This window comes from Pseudomonas sp. FW300-N1A1 (assembly GCF_058789115.1).
Map to the genome: position 1 here is coordinate 94,341 of NZ_JBYTBK010000008.1, position 19,129 is coordinate 113,469.

The 19,129-nt window shown below is 58.9% G+C and carries 15 protein-coding genes; 10 read left to right on the top strand and 5 right to left on the bottom strand.

Annotated elements, in window-relative coordinates; all coding sequences use genetic code 11:
- Positions 1 to 89 precede the first annotated feature (89 nt).
- The 6 genes from AC3WQN_RS08495 to AC3WQN_RS08520 all read left to right on the top strand — a co-directional run bounded on the left by AC3WQN_RS08495 (position 90) and on the right by AC3WQN_RS08520 (position 9,282).
- A complete protein-coding gene (locus AC3WQN_RS08495) occupies positions 90 to 3,938 on the top strand; it encodes a sensor domain-containing protein (RefSeq protein WP_103400730.1) in 3,849 nt (1,282 codons plus the stop codon).
- 113 nt (positions 3,939 to 4,051) lie between these two features.
- Positions 4,052 to 5,305 (top strand): serine hydroxymethyltransferase, encoded by a 1,254-nt coding sequence (glyA, locus tag AC3WQN_RS08500; RefSeq protein WP_103400729.1) that lies wholly within the window; start codon positions 4,052 to 4,054, stop codon positions 5,303 to 5,305.
- A 253-nt stretch (positions 5,306 to 5,558) separates the two neighbouring features.
- Complete coding sequence (locus AC3WQN_RS08505; RefSeq protein WP_256587307.1) at positions 5,559 to 6,122, top strand: hypothetical protein; 564 nt, start codon at positions 5,559 to 5,561, stop codon at positions 6,120 to 6,122.
- A 321-nt stretch (positions 6,123 to 6,443) separates the two neighbouring features.
- Positions 6,444 to 7,757 (top strand): C4-dicarboxylate transporter DctA, encoded by a 1,314-nt coding sequence (locus AC3WQN_RS08510; RefSeq protein ID WP_095145459.1) that lies wholly within the window; start codon positions 6,444 to 6,446, stop codon positions 7,755 to 7,757.
- 67 nt (positions 7,758 to 7,824) lie between these two features.
- The gene (locus AC3WQN_RS08515; RefSeq protein ID WP_103400728.1) at positions 7,825 to 8,529 is read left to right on the top strand and encodes a FadR/GntR family transcriptional regulator; all 705 of its coding nucleotides are present in this window, start codon (positions 7,825 to 7,827) and stop codon (positions 8,527 to 8,529) included.
- A gap of 24 nt (positions 8,530 to 8,553) precedes the next feature.
- Positions 8,554 to 9,282: a GntR family transcriptional regulator gene (locus AC3WQN_RS08520; RefSeq protein WP_103400727.1), complete on the top strand. Its 729-nt coding sequence runs from the start codon at positions 8,554 to 8,556 to the stop codon at positions 9,280 to 9,282.
- Between the two features lie 54 nt (positions 9,283 to 9,336).
- Here AC3WQN_RS08520 and yjiA read toward each other — a convergent pair whose 3' ends face one another.
- The 3 genes from yjiA to AC3WQN_RS08535 all read right to left on the bottom strand — a co-directional run bounded on the left by yjiA (position 9,337) and on the right by AC3WQN_RS08535 (position 12,716).
- Positions 9,337 to 10,317, bottom strand: coding sequence for a GTPase (gene yjiA, locus AC3WQN_RS08525; protein ID WP_103400726.1), 981 nt, complete (start codon positions 10,315 to 10,317; stop codon positions 9,337 to 9,339).
- Between the two features lie 119 nt (positions 10,318 to 10,436).
- Positions 10,437 to 10,634 (bottom strand): YbdD/YjiX family protein, encoded by a 198-nt coding sequence (locus AC3WQN_RS08530; RefSeq protein WP_003228401.1) that lies wholly within the window; start codon positions 10,632 to 10,634, stop codon positions 10,437 to 10,439.
- A 15-nt stretch (positions 10,635 to 10,649) separates the two neighbouring features.
- Entirely contained in the window at positions 10,650 to 12,716 is a 2,067-nt protein-coding gene (locus AC3WQN_RS08535) for a carbon starvation CstA family protein (RefSeq protein ID WP_095080696.1), read from the bottom strand.
- A gap of 317 nt (positions 12,717 to 13,033) precedes the next feature.
- Between AC3WQN_RS08535 and AC3WQN_RS08540 the strand changes: the two genes are divergently transcribed.
- Positions 13,034 to 13,402, top strand: a complete 369-nt coding sequence (locus AC3WQN_RS08540; protein WP_103400725.1) for a PilZ domain-containing protein — start codon at positions 13,034 to 13,036, stop codon at positions 13,400 to 13,402.
- Positions 13,403 to 13,405: 3 nt separating this feature from the next.
- On the opposite strand, the gene radA is transcribed toward AC3WQN_RS08540, so the two are convergent.
- Entirely contained in the window at positions 13,406 to 14,773 is a 1,368-nt protein-coding gene (gene radA, locus AC3WQN_RS08545; RefSeq protein ID WP_103400724.1) for a DNA repair protein RadA, read from the bottom strand.
- A gap of 657 nt (positions 14,774 to 15,430) precedes the next feature.
- Between radA and mscL the strand changes: the two genes are divergently transcribed.
- Complete coding sequence (gene mscL / locus AC3WQN_RS08550; protein WP_103400723.1) at positions 15,431 to 15,844, top strand: large-conductance mechanosensitive channel protein MscL; 414 nt, start codon at positions 15,431 to 15,433, stop codon at positions 15,842 to 15,844.
- A gap of 47 nt (positions 15,845 to 15,891) precedes the next feature.
- Here mscL and AC3WQN_RS08555 read toward each other — a convergent pair whose 3' ends face one another.
- Entirely contained in the window at positions 15,892 to 16,668 is a 777-nt protein-coding gene (locus AC3WQN_RS08555; protein WP_103400722.1) for a ferredoxin--NADP reductase, read from the bottom strand.
- A 403-nt stretch (positions 16,669 to 17,071) separates the two neighbouring features.
- On the opposite strand from AC3WQN_RS08555, the gene AC3WQN_RS08560 reads away from it, so the two are divergent.
- Both AC3WQN_RS08560 and AC3WQN_RS08565 read left to right on the top strand, forming a co-directional pair.
- Positions 17,072 to 17,788, top strand: a complete 717-nt coding sequence (locus tag AC3WQN_RS08560; protein ID WP_103400721.1) for an autoinducer binding domain-containing protein — start codon at positions 17,072 to 17,074, stop codon at positions 17,786 to 17,788.
- Positions 17,789 to 17,997: 209 nt separating this feature from the next.
- Positions 17,998 to 19,122 carry a methyltransferase gene (locus AC3WQN_RS08565; protein WP_103400720.1) on the top strand — a complete coding sequence of 375 codons (1,125 nt, stop codon included), beginning with the start codon at positions 17,998 to 18,000 and terminating at the stop codon, positions 19,120 to 19,122.
- Positions 19,123 to 19,129 lie beyond the last annotated feature (7 nt).

A 19,129-nucleotide genomic window follows, 5' to 3' on the forward strand; every position in this document is an offset into this window, starting at 1 on the left:
TGCCACAACTCAAGGCATGCTAGCCGCCCTCCGGGCGTCCGGCTTATAGTGCGCGTCGCACCAGTGCAGCTCTATCGCAGGATTACAGCTTGTCCAATGCCATTCCGCCTACCTCCGTGCGCGCACTGAATTCTGCGACCGGATCGCCCCTGCGCGGAACACTCAAGGGCACGCTGGCGACGCTGGTGCTGCTGTTGCTCGGACTGTTGTTCTGGCAGTTGCTGGACCAGCTTCGCGAGACCCAGAAAAACCAGCGCCAGTACACCATTGACTACACCGCCGACCTGGCCGCGCAAGTCAGCCTGAACATGGCGCTCAACGCCCAGATCGCGCTCAACCTGCTACCGATCGTCGAACAACCGCAGACCGATGAGCAGCTGCAGGCCGTGTTGCGCAAACTGCAGCAGTCCCTGCCGGAACTGCTCAGCGTGGCCCTGCTCAGCCCCTCGGGAAAGGTGCTGAGCGACAGTGCCAACGACAGCTCGGACGCCGAGTACCTGGGTGAGCTGGTCAAGCGCAGTCGAGCCCAGGCGCATTACTTCAGCAACACCAACGACGGCTCCGTGGTGCACCTGTTACTGCGTCAGGCCAGCGGCAGCACTCGCGGCTACTGGGCACTGCGCCTGCGTCCGACGTTTTTCTCGTCGCTGACCAAACAAGGCGAGTCCGGAATCCGACCGATGTGGGTGGTGGAAAACCGCATCAACCAGCAGATCATCAGCCGCGACGACCTGATGCCGTCGACCCAGCCCAACGTGTTGACCCCCGAGGACCAGGCCAACAGCGTCCTGATCGTGCCCCTCAGCAGCAGCGACTGGCAGCTGCGCGGGCTGTTCGACCGGCAACGGGTGATTGAACAGTTGCTACCGGCCTTTATTGGCAAGTGCCTGCTGGGCCTGGCCTTTTCACTGCTGCCGTTCATCGCCTTGCTCAGCATGCGTCGCCGGCAACGCCAGCTGCATGAAGGCCGTCGACGCTATCAGGACATCTTCGATGGCACCGGTGTCGCGCTGTGCGTGCTGGACCTTTCCGGACTCAGAACCGCCCTCGACAAAGCCGGCCTGCACTCCGGCAAACAGCTGCATGCATGGCTGGAAAAAACCGAACATCGCCAGCCACTGCTACAGGAATTGCGCATCACTGAAGTCAACCAGCTCGCCTTGCGCCTGCTCAACGTCCAGTCATGCGAGCAAGCCTGGAAACTGTTGATCGAAGGCCGGCCACTGGCTGGCAATGCCATCGGCACTCCGCTGCTGGAGGCGGTGGTTAACCAACAGAAACAGCTGGAACTGGAAATCAAGCTCAAGGACACCCAGGGCCGCGATCAGCACCTGTGGCTGGTCCTGCGCTTGCCGGAAGCACAGCACGACTACAACGCGGTCATCCTCAGCATCAACGACATCACCAGCCGCAAGCTCGTCGAACTCTCGCTGCTGGAGCGTGAAGGCTTCTGGTCCGATGTGGTGCGCACTGTCCCGGATCACCTGTATGTGCAGGATGTGATCAGCCAGCGCATGATCTTCAGCAACCATCACCTGGGGCAGACCCTGGGGTACAACAAAACCGAACTGCACCAGATGGGTGAGTACTTCTGGGAAATCCTGCTGCACCCCGAAGACGCGGATCACTACCACCGCTTGCGCCAGGAACAACGCCAGGCCGGATACAGCCAACTGCTGCAGTGCCTGTTGCGCTTCCGTCACCGCGACGGCAAGTGGCGCTGCTTCGATATTCGCGAGCAGGCGCTGGCACGGGACACCCACGATCAGGTCACTCGCATCATCGGCGTGGCCAAGGACATCACCGACCAGATCGCCGCCAGCGAATCCCTGCGCGACAGCGAGCAACGCTATCGGATGCTTGCCGAAAGCATCAGCGACGTCATTTTCTCCACCGACAACACACTCTCGCTCAACTATGTCAGCCCGTCCGTACAGGCTGTACTCGGCTATGACGCTGACTGGATATTCCAGAACGGCTGGCAATCGATCATCGCCAACCCGCAACAGCTGACCGGTATCTACAGCCTTATGGACCGGGTCAGCAAGGCCCTGAACAAACCTGAGCAACTGGCGCAATTGCGCGGCCAGGTGCAGACCCAATTGTTCCTGTTCGACTGCCTGCGCGCCGACGGGCGCAAGATCCCGATTGAACTGCGGCTGATCCTGGTGTGGGACGAACACGGCGCCTTCGAGGGTGTGCTGGGGGTCGGTCGTGATATCAGCCAGCAGCGCCGCGCCGAGAAAGACCTGCGCATGGCGGCCACCGTATTCGAGCACTCGACCTCGGCCATTCTGATCACCGATCCGGCCGGCTACATCGTGCAGGCCAACGAAGCGTTCAGCCGCGTCAGTGGCTACGAGGTGGCGCAGGTGCTCGATCAACTGCCGAACATGCTGACCGTCGACGACCAGCAGGAAGCCCACCTGCGCTACGTGCTCAAGCAATTGCATCAACACAGCACCTGGGAAGGCGAAGTCTGGCTCAAGCGCCGCAGTGGCGAGCATTACCCGGCCTGGGTCGGCATCACCGCCGTACTCGACGACGAAGGCGACCTGGCCAGTTACGTGTGCTTCTTCAGCGACATCAGCGAACGCAAGGCCAGCGAGCAGCGCATTCATCGCCTGGCCTACTACGACGCCCTGACTCACCTGCCCAACCGAACGCTGTTCCAGGACCGCCTGCACACGGCCTTGCAGTCGGCGGAACGGCAGAAGTCATGGGTGGTGCTGATGTTCCTGGACCTGGACCGTTTCAAACCGATCAACGACTCCCTGGGGCACGCAGCCGGCGATCGCATGCTCAAGGAAATGGCCACGCGCCTGCTCGGGTGCGTCGATGACGATGACACCGTGGCGCGCATGGGGGGCGACGAGTTCACCCTGTTGCTGCAACCGCGCGCCAACCGTGAAGTCGCCCTGAACCGGGCGATTCATGTCGCCGAACAGATTCTCGCCAGCCTGGTGAAACCCTTCGTCCTCGAAGGCCGCGAGTTCTTTGTCACCGCCAGTATCGGCATTGCCCTGAGTCCGCAGGACGGCAACGAGCTGAGCCAGCTGATGAAAAACGCCGACACCGCGATGTACCACGCCAAGGAGCGCGGCAAGAACAACTTCCAGTTCTACCAGGCGGACATGAACGCCAGCGCCCTGGAACGCCTGGAACTGGAAAGCGACCTGCGTCACGCGCTTGAACAGAATGAGTTCGTTCTCTACTACCAACCGCAGTTCAGTGGCGACGGCAAGCGCCTGACCGGCGCCGAGGCCCTGCTGCGCTGGCGTCATCCGCGGCGCGGACTGGTACCGCCGGGTGATTTCATTCCGGTACTCGAAGAGCTCGGGCTGGTGGTGGATGTCGGCGACTGGGTCATCAGCGAAGCCTGCCGTCAGCTCAAGGCCTGGCACCAGGCCAAGGTGCGCGTCCCCAAAGTTTCGGTGAACATCTCCGCCCGACAGTTCTCCGACGGCCAGCTCGGCACGCGCATCGCCACCATCCTCAAGGAAACGGGCCTGCCACCCGCCTGCCTGGAACTGGAGCTGACCGAAAGTATCCTGATGCGCGAAGTCAGCGAGGCCATGCAGATCCTCGCCGGGCTGAAAAACCTTGGGCTGAGCATCGCGGTGGATGACTTTGGCACCGGTTACTCATCCCTGAACTACCTCAAGCAATTTCCCATCGACGTGCTGAAGATCGACCGCACCTTCGTCGACGGCCTGCCCAGTGGCGAGCAGGACGCACAAATTGCCCGGGCAATCATTGCCATGGCCCACAGCCTCAACCTGGCGGTGATCGCCGAAGGCGTGGAAACCCATGAGCAACTCGACTTCCTGCGCGAACACGGCTGCGACGAGGTACAGGGCTATCTGTTCGGACGGCCGATGCCGGCCCCACACTTCGAAGCACAGTTCAGCAATGATGCGTTGTTCATGTTTGACTGAAAGCAGCTGCTTGAATCCCATTCGTCTGCGACATGATGTCGTTTCATATGCCAGACAAAACCCATTGGGTTAGAATGCCCTCCTTTTCTGCCCCCCGATCCTTGAGGACCGCCATGTTCAGCCGTGATTTGACCATTGCCAAGTACGACGCCGACCTTTTTGCCGCCATGGAGCAAGAAGCTCAGCGCCAGGAAGAACACATCGAGCTGATCGCTTCGGAAAACTACACCAGCCCAGCGGTGATGGAAGCTCAAGGCTCGGTACTGACCAACAAGTACGCCGAAGGCTACCCGGGCAAGCGCTACTACGGCGGTTGCGAGTACGTCGACGTGGTTGAGCAACTGGCCATCGACCGTGCAAAAGAACTGTTCGGTGCCGATTACGCCAACGTTCAGCCGCACGCCGGCTCGCAAGCCAACAGCGCCGTTTACCTGGCCCTGTTGTCGGCTGGCGACACCATCCTGGGCATGAGCCTGGCCCACGGTGGTCACCTGACCCACGGTGCCAGCGTTTCCTCCTCCGGCAAGCTGTACAACGCTGTCCAGTACGGCATCGACGCCAATGGCCTGATCGACTATGACGAAGTCGAGCGCCTGGCCGTTGAACACAAACCAAAAATGATCGTGGCCGGTTTCTCTGCCTACTCGCAGATCCTGGACTTCCCACGCTTCCGCGAAATCGCTGACAAAGTGGGTGCCTACCTGTTCGTCGACATGGCTCACGTAGCCGGTCTGGTCGCCGCTGGCGTCTACCCGAACCCGATTCCATTCGCTGACGTCGTGACCACCACCACCCACAAGACCCTGCGCGGCCCACGTGGCGGCCTGATCCTGGCTCGCGCCAACGCCGACATCGAGAAGAAACTGAACTCCGCCGTATTCCCGGGCGCCCAGGGTGGCCCACTGGAGCACGTAATCGCCGCCAAGGCGATCTGCTTCAAGGAAGCACTGCAGCCTGAGTTCAAGACCTACCAGCAACAAGTGGTGAAAAACGCCCAGGCCATGGCCGGCGTGTTCATCGAGCGCGGTTTTGACGTGGTTTCCGGCGGTACCGAGAACCACCTGTTCCTGCTGTCGCTGATCAAGCAGGAAATCTCCGGTAAAGACGCCGATGCCGCACTGGGCAAAGCGTTCATCACCGTAAACAAGAACTCCGTACCAAACGATCCACGCTCCCCGTTCGTCACCTCCGGCCTGCGCTTCGGTACTCCGGCTGTGACCACTCGTGGCTTCAAGGAAGCAGAGTGCAAGGAACTGGCTGGCTGGATCTGCGACATCCTGGCCGACCTGAACAACGACGCGGTGATCGACGCCGTTCGTGAAAAGGTCAAGGCCATCTGTAAGAAGCTGCCGGTATACGGCGCTTGATAGCGGTTGCCTGAAACAAGAAAAACCGGCCTATGGCCGGTTTTTTTTGCTCGTAACAATGGCAACTAACTAAAACATCCCGGGCAAAATCACCCGACAACAAACGACAGCAAAAAAGTCCAACGCCCCGCTCCGCACACTGGCGCAACCAAACTCTTGTAACACTCACAACAGCACGCTCAACAAGAAAAACATTAACCTGAAACCCCTTCAAAAAAGGAGAACTTAATAAAGTAAACCAAGGGATTTCATCATGAACAGTGATACTGAAAAATCTTTTATCGCAACACTTAAAATGTTCGACCACAAACTAAACTTTCTTGAAGCGCTCCACGGCAAACCCGCGCTGGCCACTGTCAGCATGTTCAGTGGCGGTTTTTTTACCGGCAAACCGCAAACACACGATCACTCGAGCATGCTTGGCATCTGCCCCAACGAGCGGGGTAGCGCCGCAGCACCATTGAAGCTGTACTTTCGACACACGCCGAACGGCTATGTACTCGCCATAAAAAACACCGGCGAATACTACAATCAATTCATCAGCGAAAGTTGGCTTGAAATTTTGGGCGCAGTGAAATCAACCATTGAAGACCTGACCGTCTTCACCCTGATCGACCATCAAAACAAACCGATTACACTGGACAACCTGCAGGCGAATCACTCACCAATATCACTCATGACCGAAGACAAACGATACGTGGGTGGAATTAAAGTAAAGGGGTCACCTTATGTTTATCTTGGCAATACCAAAGAGCGCTCAAAAATAACTTTCATCCTGAGCGTTCTTGAAAGAAAGGTGCCCGACTCCGAGTCCTGAAATACTCTTTACAGTGAAAGAAATTATCAGGAACCACACCTGAAGTGCCACGTAAAAGCTGACAACAGCCCCAGCCCCGCACGGCGCTCCATAAAAAATCGGCATCCATGGCCGATTTTTTATGGCGATCGCTCAAGATCGGGCCCTGCCATTCAACTGGTAAGACCGGACATGCCAATCTCGCAATTTCTGCTTGCCATCCTTCAAAAACAGCGCCTAGACTGCGCCTGCACTGGACATACCGGTAAGACCACAATAATTAAGTCCTGAATCTGATGCGCCAGCGCACGGCAGCCAGGACACCGATCAGGAATTCCTCCCATGCTCAGATGGTGCTCGCGTTCAATCTTCCTTCAAGTGGTGCTCGGCCTGGTGCTCGGCATCGTCTGCGGGCTGACCCTTCCCGAATACTCCGCCCAACTCAAACCCCTCGGCGACGGCTTCATCAAGCTGATCAAGATGCTCATCGGCCTGATCGTGTTCTGCGTGGTGGTCAGCGGTATCAGCGGTGCCGGCGACCTGAAGAAGGTCGGGCGTATCGGCCTCAAATCGGTCATCTACTTCGAAATCCTGACCACCATCGCGCTGGTGATCGGCCTGGTGTTCGCCTTCAGCACCGGCATCGGCAGTGGTGCGAACATTCATCTGGATCAACTGTCTGCCAGTGACATGGGCGACATTGCCCAGCGCAGCGAACACATGCACACCACCACCCAGTTCCTGATGGACCTGATTCCAAGTTCGGTGATTGGCGCCTTTGCCGACAACAACATCCTGCAAGTGCTGCTGTTTTCGGTGTTGTTCGGCAGTGCGCTGAATCTGGTGGGCGAGTCGGCGTCCGGCATCTCGCGGCTGATCAACGAACTCAGTCATGTGATCTTCCGCATCATGGGCATGATCGTGCGCCTGGCGCCGATTGGCGTGTTCGGCGCGATTGCCTTCACCACCAGCAAATATGGCCTGGATTCCCTGCAACACCTTGGCAGCCTGATCGGCCTGTTCTACCTGACCTGCGTCGCGTTCGTGTCACTGATCCTGGGCCTGGTGATGCGTCTTTCCGGCCTGCGCATGCTGCCGTTTCTCAAGTACCTGCGTGAAGAGTTGCTGATTGTCCTGGGGACGGCCTCTTCGGACGCCGTGCTGCCGCAAATCATGCGCAAACTGGAACACCTGGGCATTGGCAGTTCGACGGTTGGCCTGGTCATCCCCACCGGCTACTCGTTCAACCTCGACGGTTTTTCGATCTACCTGACCCTGGCCATCGTATTCATCGCCAATGCCACTGGCACCCCACTGGCCATGAGCGATTTGCTGACGATCCTGCTGGTCTCGCTGATCACCTCCAAAGGTGCCCACGGGATTCCCGGGTCGGCGCTGGTGATTCTGGCTGCCACACTGACCGCGATCCCTGCGATTCCGGTGGTCGGCCTGGTGCTGGTGTTGGCGGTGGACTGGTTCATGGGCATCGGCCGGGCGCTGACCAACCTGATCGGCAACTGCGTCGCCACAGTGGCCATCGCACGCTGGGAAAAGGACATTGATGTACAGCGGGCGCACAAGGTGCTTTCTGGCCAGCAGGGTTATACCTTCCAGCCTAGAAAGCCTGCCACCGCAGCCCATCAGCAGGAATTCTGAACAATCCCGGTGCCTGCCCAAGGGCAGGCATCACCGTTAATCCATTTCGATGCTCAGGAAGCGAACCGTGATCAGCTCGTCAACCGTCGTGAATTCAGTGGTAGAAAAACTTCGGGCCGCTCTGGCCCGGGGTCAGTGGCGCTCCGGCGAGATGCTGCCGGGGCAGCGCGAACTGGCCGAACAACTGGGCATCAGCCGCCCGAGCCTGCGCGAAGCGGTGATCGTGCTGGAAACCCTCGGGCTGGTGCGCTCGATGCCGGGTAAAGGCGTGGTGGTGCTGGAGGCCGACCTTAGTGATAACCAAGGCCACGAAAGCGCGGTGGCCGGCGCAAGCCTGGAAGACGTACTGCAACTGCGCTACACCCTCGAGCCGTTCATCGTCGGGCTGGTGGCGCAGTCCATCAGCAGCAAGGAAGTCGGACAACTGCGCCTGACCTTGATGGACATGCGCGAGGCCCTGGAAGCCAATGACAGCGAAGCCGGCGTGAACGCCTACATCGCCTTCCACGAAGAGCTGTTCACATTGACCTCCAACCCGATCTTCCAGAGCGTGGTGCAGCAGACCAGTGTTGCCCTCAAGCAAAGCGCACAGGTGCTACGCAACTCTCCGGAGCACCTGGCTGAACGCCTTGAGGAAAACGAGGCCGTGGTACGCGCCATCCGCAACAAGAACAGCGCCCAGGCCAGCGCCGAAATGCGCCGGCACATTCTTCGCGAAGGCCAGCGCATGGGCATCGAACTGAACATTCCAGACGACAACCTCGGCAGTTGAACCTCTTCGAACCGGAGACAGGCCATGAACAGCTTTGCTTCAGCGCAGCACACCCCTGATACATCTGTTGCCCTGCCCTTTTCGCGCACGCGTCATCGCCCTCCTTCGGTGGATGACATTTACTCGCAGATATTCGACGCCATTCTCGACCAGCGGTTTGCCCCGACCGGCCGCTTCAGTGAGGAAAGGCTGATCGAGATGCTCGGCATCAGCCGCAGCCTCGTTCGCCAGGTACTGACGCGACTGTCCCATCAGCAGATCCTCATTCTGCGGCCGAACCACCAGCCTCAGATTGCCGTACCGGATCTCGAACAAATCCGGCAAATTCTCCATGCCCGACGATTGACCGAGACCACACTGGTTCGACTGGCCTGTCAGCAGCCTCGCCCCGAAGACCTGAAGCGCCTGCGAGGTTCGATCGAGCGCCAGCGCCAATGCGCCGAACGGAAACAGCGAGGTTCCTCGATCCGGTTATCGGAAGAGTTTCATCTGCAACTGGCCGAAATGGCGGGGAATGCACCATTGGCGCATTTTCTCAGCAGCCTGGTGCCCCTGACGTCGCTAGCCATTGCACAGCGTGATACGCAGACAGGTTTTTATTGCGTATGGCAGGAACAGGCGGAGATGGTCGATGCACTGGAGCGTCAGGACGCGGCAATGGCGGTGACGCTGATCAACCGGCATCTGGATCATCTGGCAGAAGTACTGCTCAACCCGGAACCCGTAGCCGTTCGACATTGTGTTGTCGGGTAGTTCGCCATCGTCGGGACGGTGTTCCGACGATAGCGCCCTCGAACGCGCTGAAGATCACCGCCCTTGATCGGCCACCACCCGCGCAAACCCCTCACGGATTTTTTCTTCCGGCAAGTCATCGGCAATAAACACCATCACACTTTCCCGCGCTTCCCCCTCTAGCCACTCCGTGTCCCAGTCGAAGCCATACAGCTTCAACACCCCCTGAAACACCAGGCGCCGGGGTTCGCCGACAATGTTGAGCACGCCTTTGTAGCGCAGCAGTTGCTTGCCATGCTCCTCCAGCAGTTCGTTCATGAACCCGCTGAGCTGGTCGATATCCAGCGCCTTATCCGTGCGCAGCACCAGGCTGGAGATGCGGTCAATCGTGGGGGCCTTGCTGACCGGGCGCAGGCTGACTCCGCCGCCGAGATCGGCATTGAGGTTGAAACCCCGCACATCGAGCAGCTCGGCCAAATCGATCCTGCCGTGTTCAACCAGCCGGATCGGTGCGCGACGATTGATCCGGGTCAGGCGCTCGCTCAACGCCGTGAACGTCGCCTCGTCTACCAGATCGCGCTTGCTCACCAGCAGGCGGTCGGCAAAGCCGATCTGCGCCTGGGCAATGGTCTGGGTCAGGTGTACGTCGGCATGCGCGGCGTCGACCAGGGTGATGATACCGTCGAGGATGTAGCGCTCCCGGAGTTCTTCATCGATGAAGAAAGTTTGCGCCACCGGCGCTGGGTCAGCCAGGCCGGTGCATTCGATCACCAGGCGATCAAAGGCGATCTCGCCGCTGTCCAGGCGCTCGAGCAGCAGGTACAGGGCCTTGGTCAGGTCGGTGTGGATGGTGCAGCAGACGCAGCCATTGGACAGCGTCATCACTTGTACCGGCTCATCGCCCAAGAGTTGGGTGTCGATACCGGCGTCACTGAATTCGTTTTCGATCACGGCGATTTTCAGCCCGTGTTCGGTTTTAAGCAGATGACGCAGCAGCGTGGTCTTGCCGGCGCCGAGGAAGCCGCTGAGGACTGTTACCGGGATGGGAGAGGACAAACGGTTTCTCCTTTGAACTGCACAAATAAAAATGGGAGCAGTCTTGTGTGGAAGCGAGCTGGCTCGCTCCCACAAAAATCCTGCTCCCATATCAAGTCTGTTAACCCGCTATCAGCCGGTCAACAGCACTTGGGCCCACCCTTGCCACCGTAACGCGCCTCCTGACGTTCGCGAAAGAACATCTCGTAGCTCATCACCGGTTTGTCCGGGTGTTTGGTTTGCATATGCTCGACGTAGGTGTCGTAGTCGGGCATGCCGACCATCAGGCGCGCGGCCTGACCGAGGTATTTACCGAGGCGACTCAGGTCATTGAACATGCTTGCAATCCTCGATCATGCGTCCGGCAGAGCCTTGAATGGCGATTCTTTATCCGTACGCTCCTTGTGGCCCCAGGCGGTGATACCCACCTTGAGCGCGTAGAACAGGATGCTGAAGACCACGAACAGGAACAATGCCGTCAGCGTTGCGTTGGTGTAGGCATTGAAGATCACGTGCTGCATCTGCGTGATGTCCTTGGCCGGTGCCAGCACCTGACCATTGGCCAGGGCATCGCTGTACTTCTTGGCCAGCGACAGGAAGCCGATCGCCGGGTTGGCGTCGAACAGCTTGATGAAGCCTGCGGTGGTGGTGCAAATCAGCAGCCATACCGCTGGCAGCATGGTGACCCAGATGTAGCGCTGGCGTTTCATTTTGATCAGCACCACGGTGCTGAGCATGAGCGCGATACCGGCCAGCATCTGGTTGGAGATGCCGAACAGTGGCCACAAGGTGTTGATGCCGCCCAGTGGGTCGATCACGCCCTGATACAACAACCAGCCCCACATGGCCACGCAACCGGCGGTCGCGATCAGGTTCGCGGTCCAGGACTCGGTGCGCTTGAGCGCTGGCACGAAGGAGCCGAGCAGATCCTGCAACATGAAACGCCCGGCACGGGTGCCGGCGTCCACGGCGGTCAGGATGAACAGCGCTTCAAACAGGATCGCGAAGTGGTACCAGAATGCCATGGTGTTTTCACCCGGCAGGACACTGTGCAGGATCTGCGCAATCCCCACTGCCAGCGTCGGTGCACCGCCAGCGCGTGCCAGGATGGTGGTTTCACCAATGTCATGGGCGACCGCCTGCAGGGCTTCCGGGGTAATGGCAAAGCCCCAGCCGCTGACCGTCTGCGCCACCGTCATTACATCACTGCCGACCACGGCCGCCGGGCTGTTCATGGCGAAGTACACGCCAGGCTCGATCACCGAAGCGGCAACCATCGCCATGATGGCCACGAAGGACTCCATCAACATGCCGCCGTAACCGATGTAACGAGCATTGGTTTCGTTATCCAGCAGCTTCGGCGTAGTGCCGGAGGAGATCAGCGCGTGGAAGCCCGACACCGCGCCACAGGCGATGGTGATGAACAGGAACGGGAACAGACCGCCTTTCCACACCGGGCCAGTGCCATCGATGAACTGGGTCAGCGCGGGCATTTTCAGCTCGGGCATGGTCACCAGGATACCGATGGCCAGTGCCACGATGGTACCGATCTTGAGGAAGGTCGACAGGTAGTCGCGCGGTGCCAGGATCAGCCATACCGGCAACACGGCGGCGACAAAACCATAGCCGATCAGCATCCAGGTGATCTGGATCCCGGTGAAGCTGAACGCCTTGGCCCATACCGGATCAGCGGCAATCTGCCCGCCCAGCCAGATGGAGCCCAGCAACAGCAATACGCCGATAACCGAGATTTCGCCAATGCGGCCCGGACGGATGTAGCGCATGTAAATGCCCATGAACATCGCGATCGGGATGGTCGCCATGACCGTGAAAATGCCCCACGGGCTTTCGGCCAGGGCCTTGACCACGATCAGTGCCAGCACCGCCAGGATGATGATCATGATCAGGAAGCAGCCAAACAGCGCGATGGTGCCCGGGATACGGCCCATTTCCTCACGGACCATGTCCCCCAAGGAACGACCGTTGCGCCGGGTGGACATGAACAGGACCATGAAGTCCTGAACGGCCCCCGCCAGCACCACGCCGGCGATCAGCCAGAGGGTGCCTGGCAAATAGCCCATCTGCGCGGCCAGTACCGGACCCACCAATGGCCCTGCGCCTGCGATGGCCGCAAAGTGGTGACCAAAAAGAATGTGTTTGTTGGTCGGCACATAGTCCAGACCGTCGTTGTTGAGTACAGCCGGGGTGGCCCGCCGTGGGTCGAGCTGCATCACTTTGGTGGCGATGAATAGACTGTAGTAACGGTAAGCGACCAGATAGATGGCCACCGCCGCAACGACAATCCACAAGGCGTTGATCGCCTCGCCCCGACGCAATGCCACTACCCCAAGGGCGCACGCCCCGACGATTGCCAGCAGCAGCCAGGGAATGTGGCGTAGCAGGCTATTATTATTTTTCATTTTTTGATTCCAGCCAGGTGGACTTGAGAAAAAGCCACCCCGAGTTTAGCGCCGATTACCCCAATGACCATACCCGACATTGGTCGAGTGTCCTTCCTCGCAAATACTGTTCCTTTTTGATGGCGTCTGTTGCCGTCATGCGGCGTTGCAGCTCCTCGCCATAGCGGGCTATGACTCGTCGCTGCGCCTTGCCTGACATCAACAGCCACTCATCAAAAGAGGAACGTATTTATGAGGCAGGACACTAGTGTCCTGCCTTGGGTGGCAGCCCGGCTAAAGGCCGGTCTATAGTCAGCGTACTACCCGAGGACTGCGCCATGAGCAAGCACGCTGCCAATCGTCGCCGTTTCAAACGCATTGCCTTCGATGCCAGGACCGAACTGATCCAGGGTCCGAACCATTGGCCGGTGAAGTTGATCGACCTGTCGCTCAAGGGGTTGCTGGTCGAGCGCCCGGAACCCTGGTCAGGCGACGCGCACAAAATGTTTTCGGTCGATATCCACTTGAGCGAGGAAGCCGAGATCCGCATGGACGTGCAACTCACCCATGAGGAGCACGGCCAGCTCGGATTCGTCTGCCGCTACATCAGCCTGGAGTCCATCAGCAGCCTGCGGCGGCTGATCGAAGTGAACCTGGGGGACCCGGCCGAACTGGAACGGGAACTGGGCGCGCTGATCGACGCCTGAGCGCTATTCGAACAAAACGTCCAGCGCCTGCTCCAGACGGCTGACCGCGATGATCTTCAACCCGGCGGGGGCTTCCTTCGGCGCATTGCCTTTGGGCACGATGGCGCGCTTGAAGCCGTGCTTGGCCGCTTCCTTCAGACGCTCCTGGCCGCTGGGCACCGGCCGCACTTCACCGGACAGCCCGACCTCGCCGAACACCAGCAGATCATGGGGCAATGGCCGGTTGCGCAAACTGGACATGACCGCCGCCATCAACGCCAGGTCCGAAGCCGTCTCCAGCACCTTGACCCCGCCGACCACGTTGAGGAACACATCCTGATCATGAGTCGGGATTCCTCCGTGGCGATGCAGGACCGCCAGGAGCATGGCCAGGCGATTCTGATCCAGGCCCAGGGTCACCCGGCGCGGATTTGCCAGGTGACTGTCGTCCACCAGCGCCTGGACTTCAACCAACATGGGCCGGGTCCCTTCCCAGGTCGCCATCACCACGCTGCCCGGCACTTCTTCCTGGGCCCGCGTGAGAAAGATCGCCGACGGGTTGGAGACTTCCTTCAAGCCCTTGTCGGTCATGCCGAACACGCCCAGTTCGTTGACAGCCCCGAAACGGTTCTTCACCGCACGCAGCAGGCGCAAACGCCCATCCGACTCACCTTCGAAATACAGCACGGTGTCAACCATGTGCTCCAGCACCCGCGGCCCCGCCAACGCGCCTTCCTTGGTCACATGGCCGACCAGGAAGATCGCCGTGCCACTTTGCTTGGCATAACGCACCAGCAACGCGGCACTTTCACGCACCTGGGACACGCCGCCCGGCGCCGACTGCAATTGCTCGGTGAAGATTGTCTGGATCGAATCGATCACCATGACCTTGGGCTTTTCCACCCGAGCCGTGGCGATGATGGTTTCGATGCAGGTTTCGGTCATCACCCGCAATTGGTCCTGGGGTAGTCCCAGACGCCGTGCTCGCATGGCCACTTGCTGCTGGGATTCTTCACCCGTGACATAGAGCGCCGGCATGCGCATCGCCAGGTTGCACAGGGTTTGCAGGAGAATGGTCGACTTGCCGATGCCCGGGTCACCGCCGATCAGTACGACTGAACCGTCGACCAAGCCACCACCCAGCACCCGATCCAGCTCACTGGACGCGGTGGAAAAACGCGGGATTTCCTCGACACTGACTTCGGCCAGCGTCTTGATCTGCGCCTGTTGCCCGGCCCAGCCGGTACGACCGCTGGGTGCGGCCGCACCACCACTTTCCACCAGGGTTTCGGTCAGGGTATTCCAGGCTCCGCATTCACCACATTGGCCGGCCCACTTGGGAAAGGTCGAGCCGCACTCGGTGCAGCCGTACATGCGCTTGGCCTTGGCCATCTGAACCCCCGAAAAAAAACGCGATGATAGCCCAGTTGGCAAAGTACCGTGCAATGTCCGGATGGCCGCTACCGAATACAGTGGCACGTATTTCCAGTGACAAACATAATAGAGTGATAAGCACTTAACCTTATAAACAACACGGTAATTCCGCATCCATCATCCGAGCAACACTCACGGACAAATATTCTACAAAGCAACCATGATTGTCCAACCTCTACCTAATAACCGCCCATCACTCCTGCTCAAACAGACTATTATTCTTATACAAACCTTAAAAATCGAATTAGCTCATGTACAGTTTTTATCGTCAGTTTACAAAGACCCAACACTTCCATTCAGCGCACAACTATTGGCGCATGTTAAACCTGAACGTTTTTCCCCATTAACAACTTCAACTCGCGCCATCGACTTCACCCCTACCCGTCCAACATGACATGCTATAACGCCAAATAAACCCACACCAAGATCCCAACTCAGCAACCAGAACCCAGGGAAATGGCCCTCGTTCCCGGCGCCCACCTGATGGCACTTTGTAAACTATTTCCCAGCAAGCCGGTCGATAGCTACGCACGCAGCGATCACTCAGGCCAAGCAAGACCCGGTTTGCTGATTTACACTGCGTTCACCAACCTCATCTGTAACAAGGAATAACCCATGGGCGTGATAAGTGAATTCAAGGCCTTCGCGGTCAAAGGGAATGTGGTCGACATGGCCGTCGGTATCATCATCGGCGCCGCGTTCGGCAAGATCGTTACATCGTTCGTCGGTGACGTGGTCATGCCACCCATCGGCCTGCTGATCGGTGGGGTGGACTTCGGGGACCTGGCCATCACCCTGAAGGCGGCGCAGGGCGAAGCCCCGGCCGTGATGCTGGCCTACGGCAAATTCATCCAGAGCATCATCGACTTCGTGATCGTTGCATTCGCCATCTTCATGGGCGTGAAAGCCATCAACCAACTCAAGCGCGAAGAGGCTGCGGCCCCCAGCGCGCCACCGGTTCCGACCCAGGAAGAAGTCCTGCTGAGTGAGATCCGCGACCTGCTCAAGACGCAAAACAACAAGCCCTGAGGGCCAGACCGCGACAACAAACGGCGCCTGGTGGCGCCGTTCTTCCATTACCAGTAATTCTCGACCGCCACCTGACCCGGACGACGACTCAGGCTCAGTTGCATGTCACGCGCTTTGAGCAGTTGACGGGTGTCATCGATCATTTCTGGGTTGCCACACAGCATCACCCGCGAGTGCTCGGCCGTCAGCTCGACGCCCGCCGACCGCTCCAGCTCGCCATTTTCGATCAAGTGGGTAATTCGACCGTTCAGCGCCCCCGGGTGATGCTCGCGGGTCACCGTGGCAATGAACTGCAACTTGTGGGCATATTCCGCCAGGTACTCACGCCCGGCCAACCCCTCGATCAATGCCTGGTACGCCAACTCCCGGGCTTCGCGCACGCTGTACACCAGAATGATCCGCTCGTACCGCTCCCACACCTCGAAGTCCTGCAGGATCGACAGGAAAGGGGCAATCCCCGTGCCCGTGGACAACAACCACAGATCACGCCCGTCGACAAATCGATCCAGGGTCAGGTAGCCAAAGGCTTGACGATCGACCATCAGCGTATCGCCAGCCTCCAGGCGACTAAGCTCGCTGGTGAATTCTCCCCCGGGTACGACGATGGAAAAGAACTCGAGAAACTCGTCATGGGGCGCAGACACCATGGAATACGCACGCCACACGGTACTGCCATCGGCCTTGGTGACGCCCAGGCGGGCAAACTGCCCGGCCCGAAAGCGAAAGCCTGGATCCCGGGTGGCGCGCAGGGTGAACAGACTCGGAGTCAGCGGCTGGACATCAAGCAGGGTCTGGCGGGTGAACTTCTCTTCGCTGGCGGTCATGGGGGGCTCCGTAGGTCTGATGGGCCCAGTGTCCCGCAAAGCCAAGCGCAGGAACACCTTCGAATGGTAGTGGTATTACCCCTCGACCCACGACAAATTAACTAAACAGATAAGTAATAATGCCAAACAATACCGAACAATATCTAACAGAAGAACAACCTCCTATATACCTTGCCCCTTTGTAAAGCCAACGAATCACTCCACATTAAAATTAAGTACAACATGTAAAAAGCCATTGCAAAGCCACCACCTTTAATAACTATTAACTCACCAAGAAAGTGGATCCAATAGCTAAAAAGTCACACCGCAATAGTAGGACATATCCTACACTCACGGCTTGCCGGCAATTGGACGCAATCGGACGCAATCGGCACACATGAAGTGGACACACGGAGAGTAATCAATGGAGATCTGGATAGAAGCGCAGCTCAAGCAATTGACCAGCGCATCAAGCATCGAATCAGCCTACAAGGCCGCACTCAATTTCTTCAACAATCTTGGTTACGAATACTGCTGTTTTTCAATGACTTCTTGCAGCCTGAATCATCGCTCAGCCGCTATAAACCTCAATAATTACCCACACGAATGGAACACACAATACAAACAGAAAAACTACTGCTCGATCGACCCGACAGTCGCTCATTGCAACCACTCGATGCTGCCCGTTCTCTGGGACAGCGCGACTTTTGCAAAAACCCCTGACCTCTGGCAGGCGCTGCTGGATCAAGGCTTGCGCTACGGCTGGTCACAACCTGTGCATGATCTGAACAGCCAGAGCATCGGAATGCTCAGCATGGCCCGCAGTCATCGTAGGCTGAGCGTTTACGAACTCTACGAACACCTCGGCTACGCGACCTTCATCAGCCAAAAACTCTATGCCCTGGCCATCGACAAACTGTCAGGCAGTCATGCCGACAGCGAGACTCAGGTGTATCTGTCGCCACGGGAAATTGAAGTCCTGAAGTGGTCGGCTGACGGCAAGACCGCCTCGGAAGTCGCCATCATTCTCTGCCTGACTGAACGAACGGTGCACTACCACGTCAACAGCGCGATCAAGAAACTGGGAGTGAATAACAAGATCTCCGCCGTGGTACGGGCCACCCGACATCATATGATTTAAACCGCGCCCCACTCCTGACCACTGTCAGGCTCCGGAATCCGCAGAAAAACCTGCGAGTAATCCTGAAGAAAAAAACGTACCATTTGCCCCCCGACTGAGTGGTACCTCCGAAGCCACGCGTGGCTGCCCGCTCAGTCGGTCCCGCCAGCCTTTCGCCCATGCCCATGCACAGCGGCGGGACACCCGTTGATTACCCAGAGCCCCGCCCCATGCCCCTGCTTGAAACGCCCTTCGCCCAACTCGACCTGATTCGCCAGCCGGAACAGCAAAACGAACCGCTGCAAGCCTTCGACGCGGCTGACGAATACTTGCTCAACCACTTGGCCGAACAGCAACCTGCCGCCAACACCCGGGTTCTGGTGCTCAACGACAGTTTTGGTGCACTGGCGGCGAGCCTGGTCGGCAAGGTTTCACTGACCACCAGCGGCGACTCGTTCCTGGCCGCCCAGGCCCTGGAAAAGAACCTGGTACGTAATGGCCAGCCCTTTGATGCCGTCTCGCTGTTACCCGCCAGCGCTCCGCTGGTCGGGCCATTCGACCGGGTCCTGATCCGGGTTCCCAAGACCCTTGCCCTGCTGGAAGAGCAACTGATTCGCCTGCAAGGGCAACTGGCTCCCGGCGCTCAGGTGGTGGCCGCCGCGATGGTCAAGCATCTGCCAAGGGCGGCGGGAGACCTGCTGGAACGTTACATCGGCCCGATGCAGGCCTCCCTTGCTGTCAAGAAAGCGCGCTTGCTGATTGCTACCCCGCAGGCCAGACCTGTTGTGCCATCGCCGTACCCGACGCGCTACACCCTCGACGAACCGGCCATCGAGCTGCTCAACCATGCCAACGTGTTCTGTCGCGAAGGCCTGGACATCGGTACGCGGGCGTTTCTCCCCCATTTGCCGAAAAACCTTGGTACCGCGCGGGTCGCCGACCTGGGGTGCGGCAACGGCGTGCTAGCCATCGCCAGCGCCCTGCACAACCCGCAAGCCCGGTACACACTGGTGGACGAGTCGTTCATGGCCGTGCAGTCCGCCGCTGAAAACTGGCAGGCCGCGCTGGGTGACCGCGAGGTAATCGTGCGGGCGGGCGATGGCCTGGAGGGGCAAGAGCCGCAATCGCTGGACGTGGTGTTGTGCAATCCGCCGTTCCACCAGCAGCAGGTAGTGGGCGATTTCCTGGCCTGGCGCATGTTTCAGCAGGCTCGCGAAGCCTTGGTGGTCGGGGGTGCGCTGTACATCGTCGGCAATCGCCACCTGGGTTATCACAGCAAGCTCGCGCGGTTGTTCCGCGGCGTCGAACAAGTCGCGGCCACCCCGAAATTCGTGATCCTCAAGGCCCGCAAGTAACACCTGG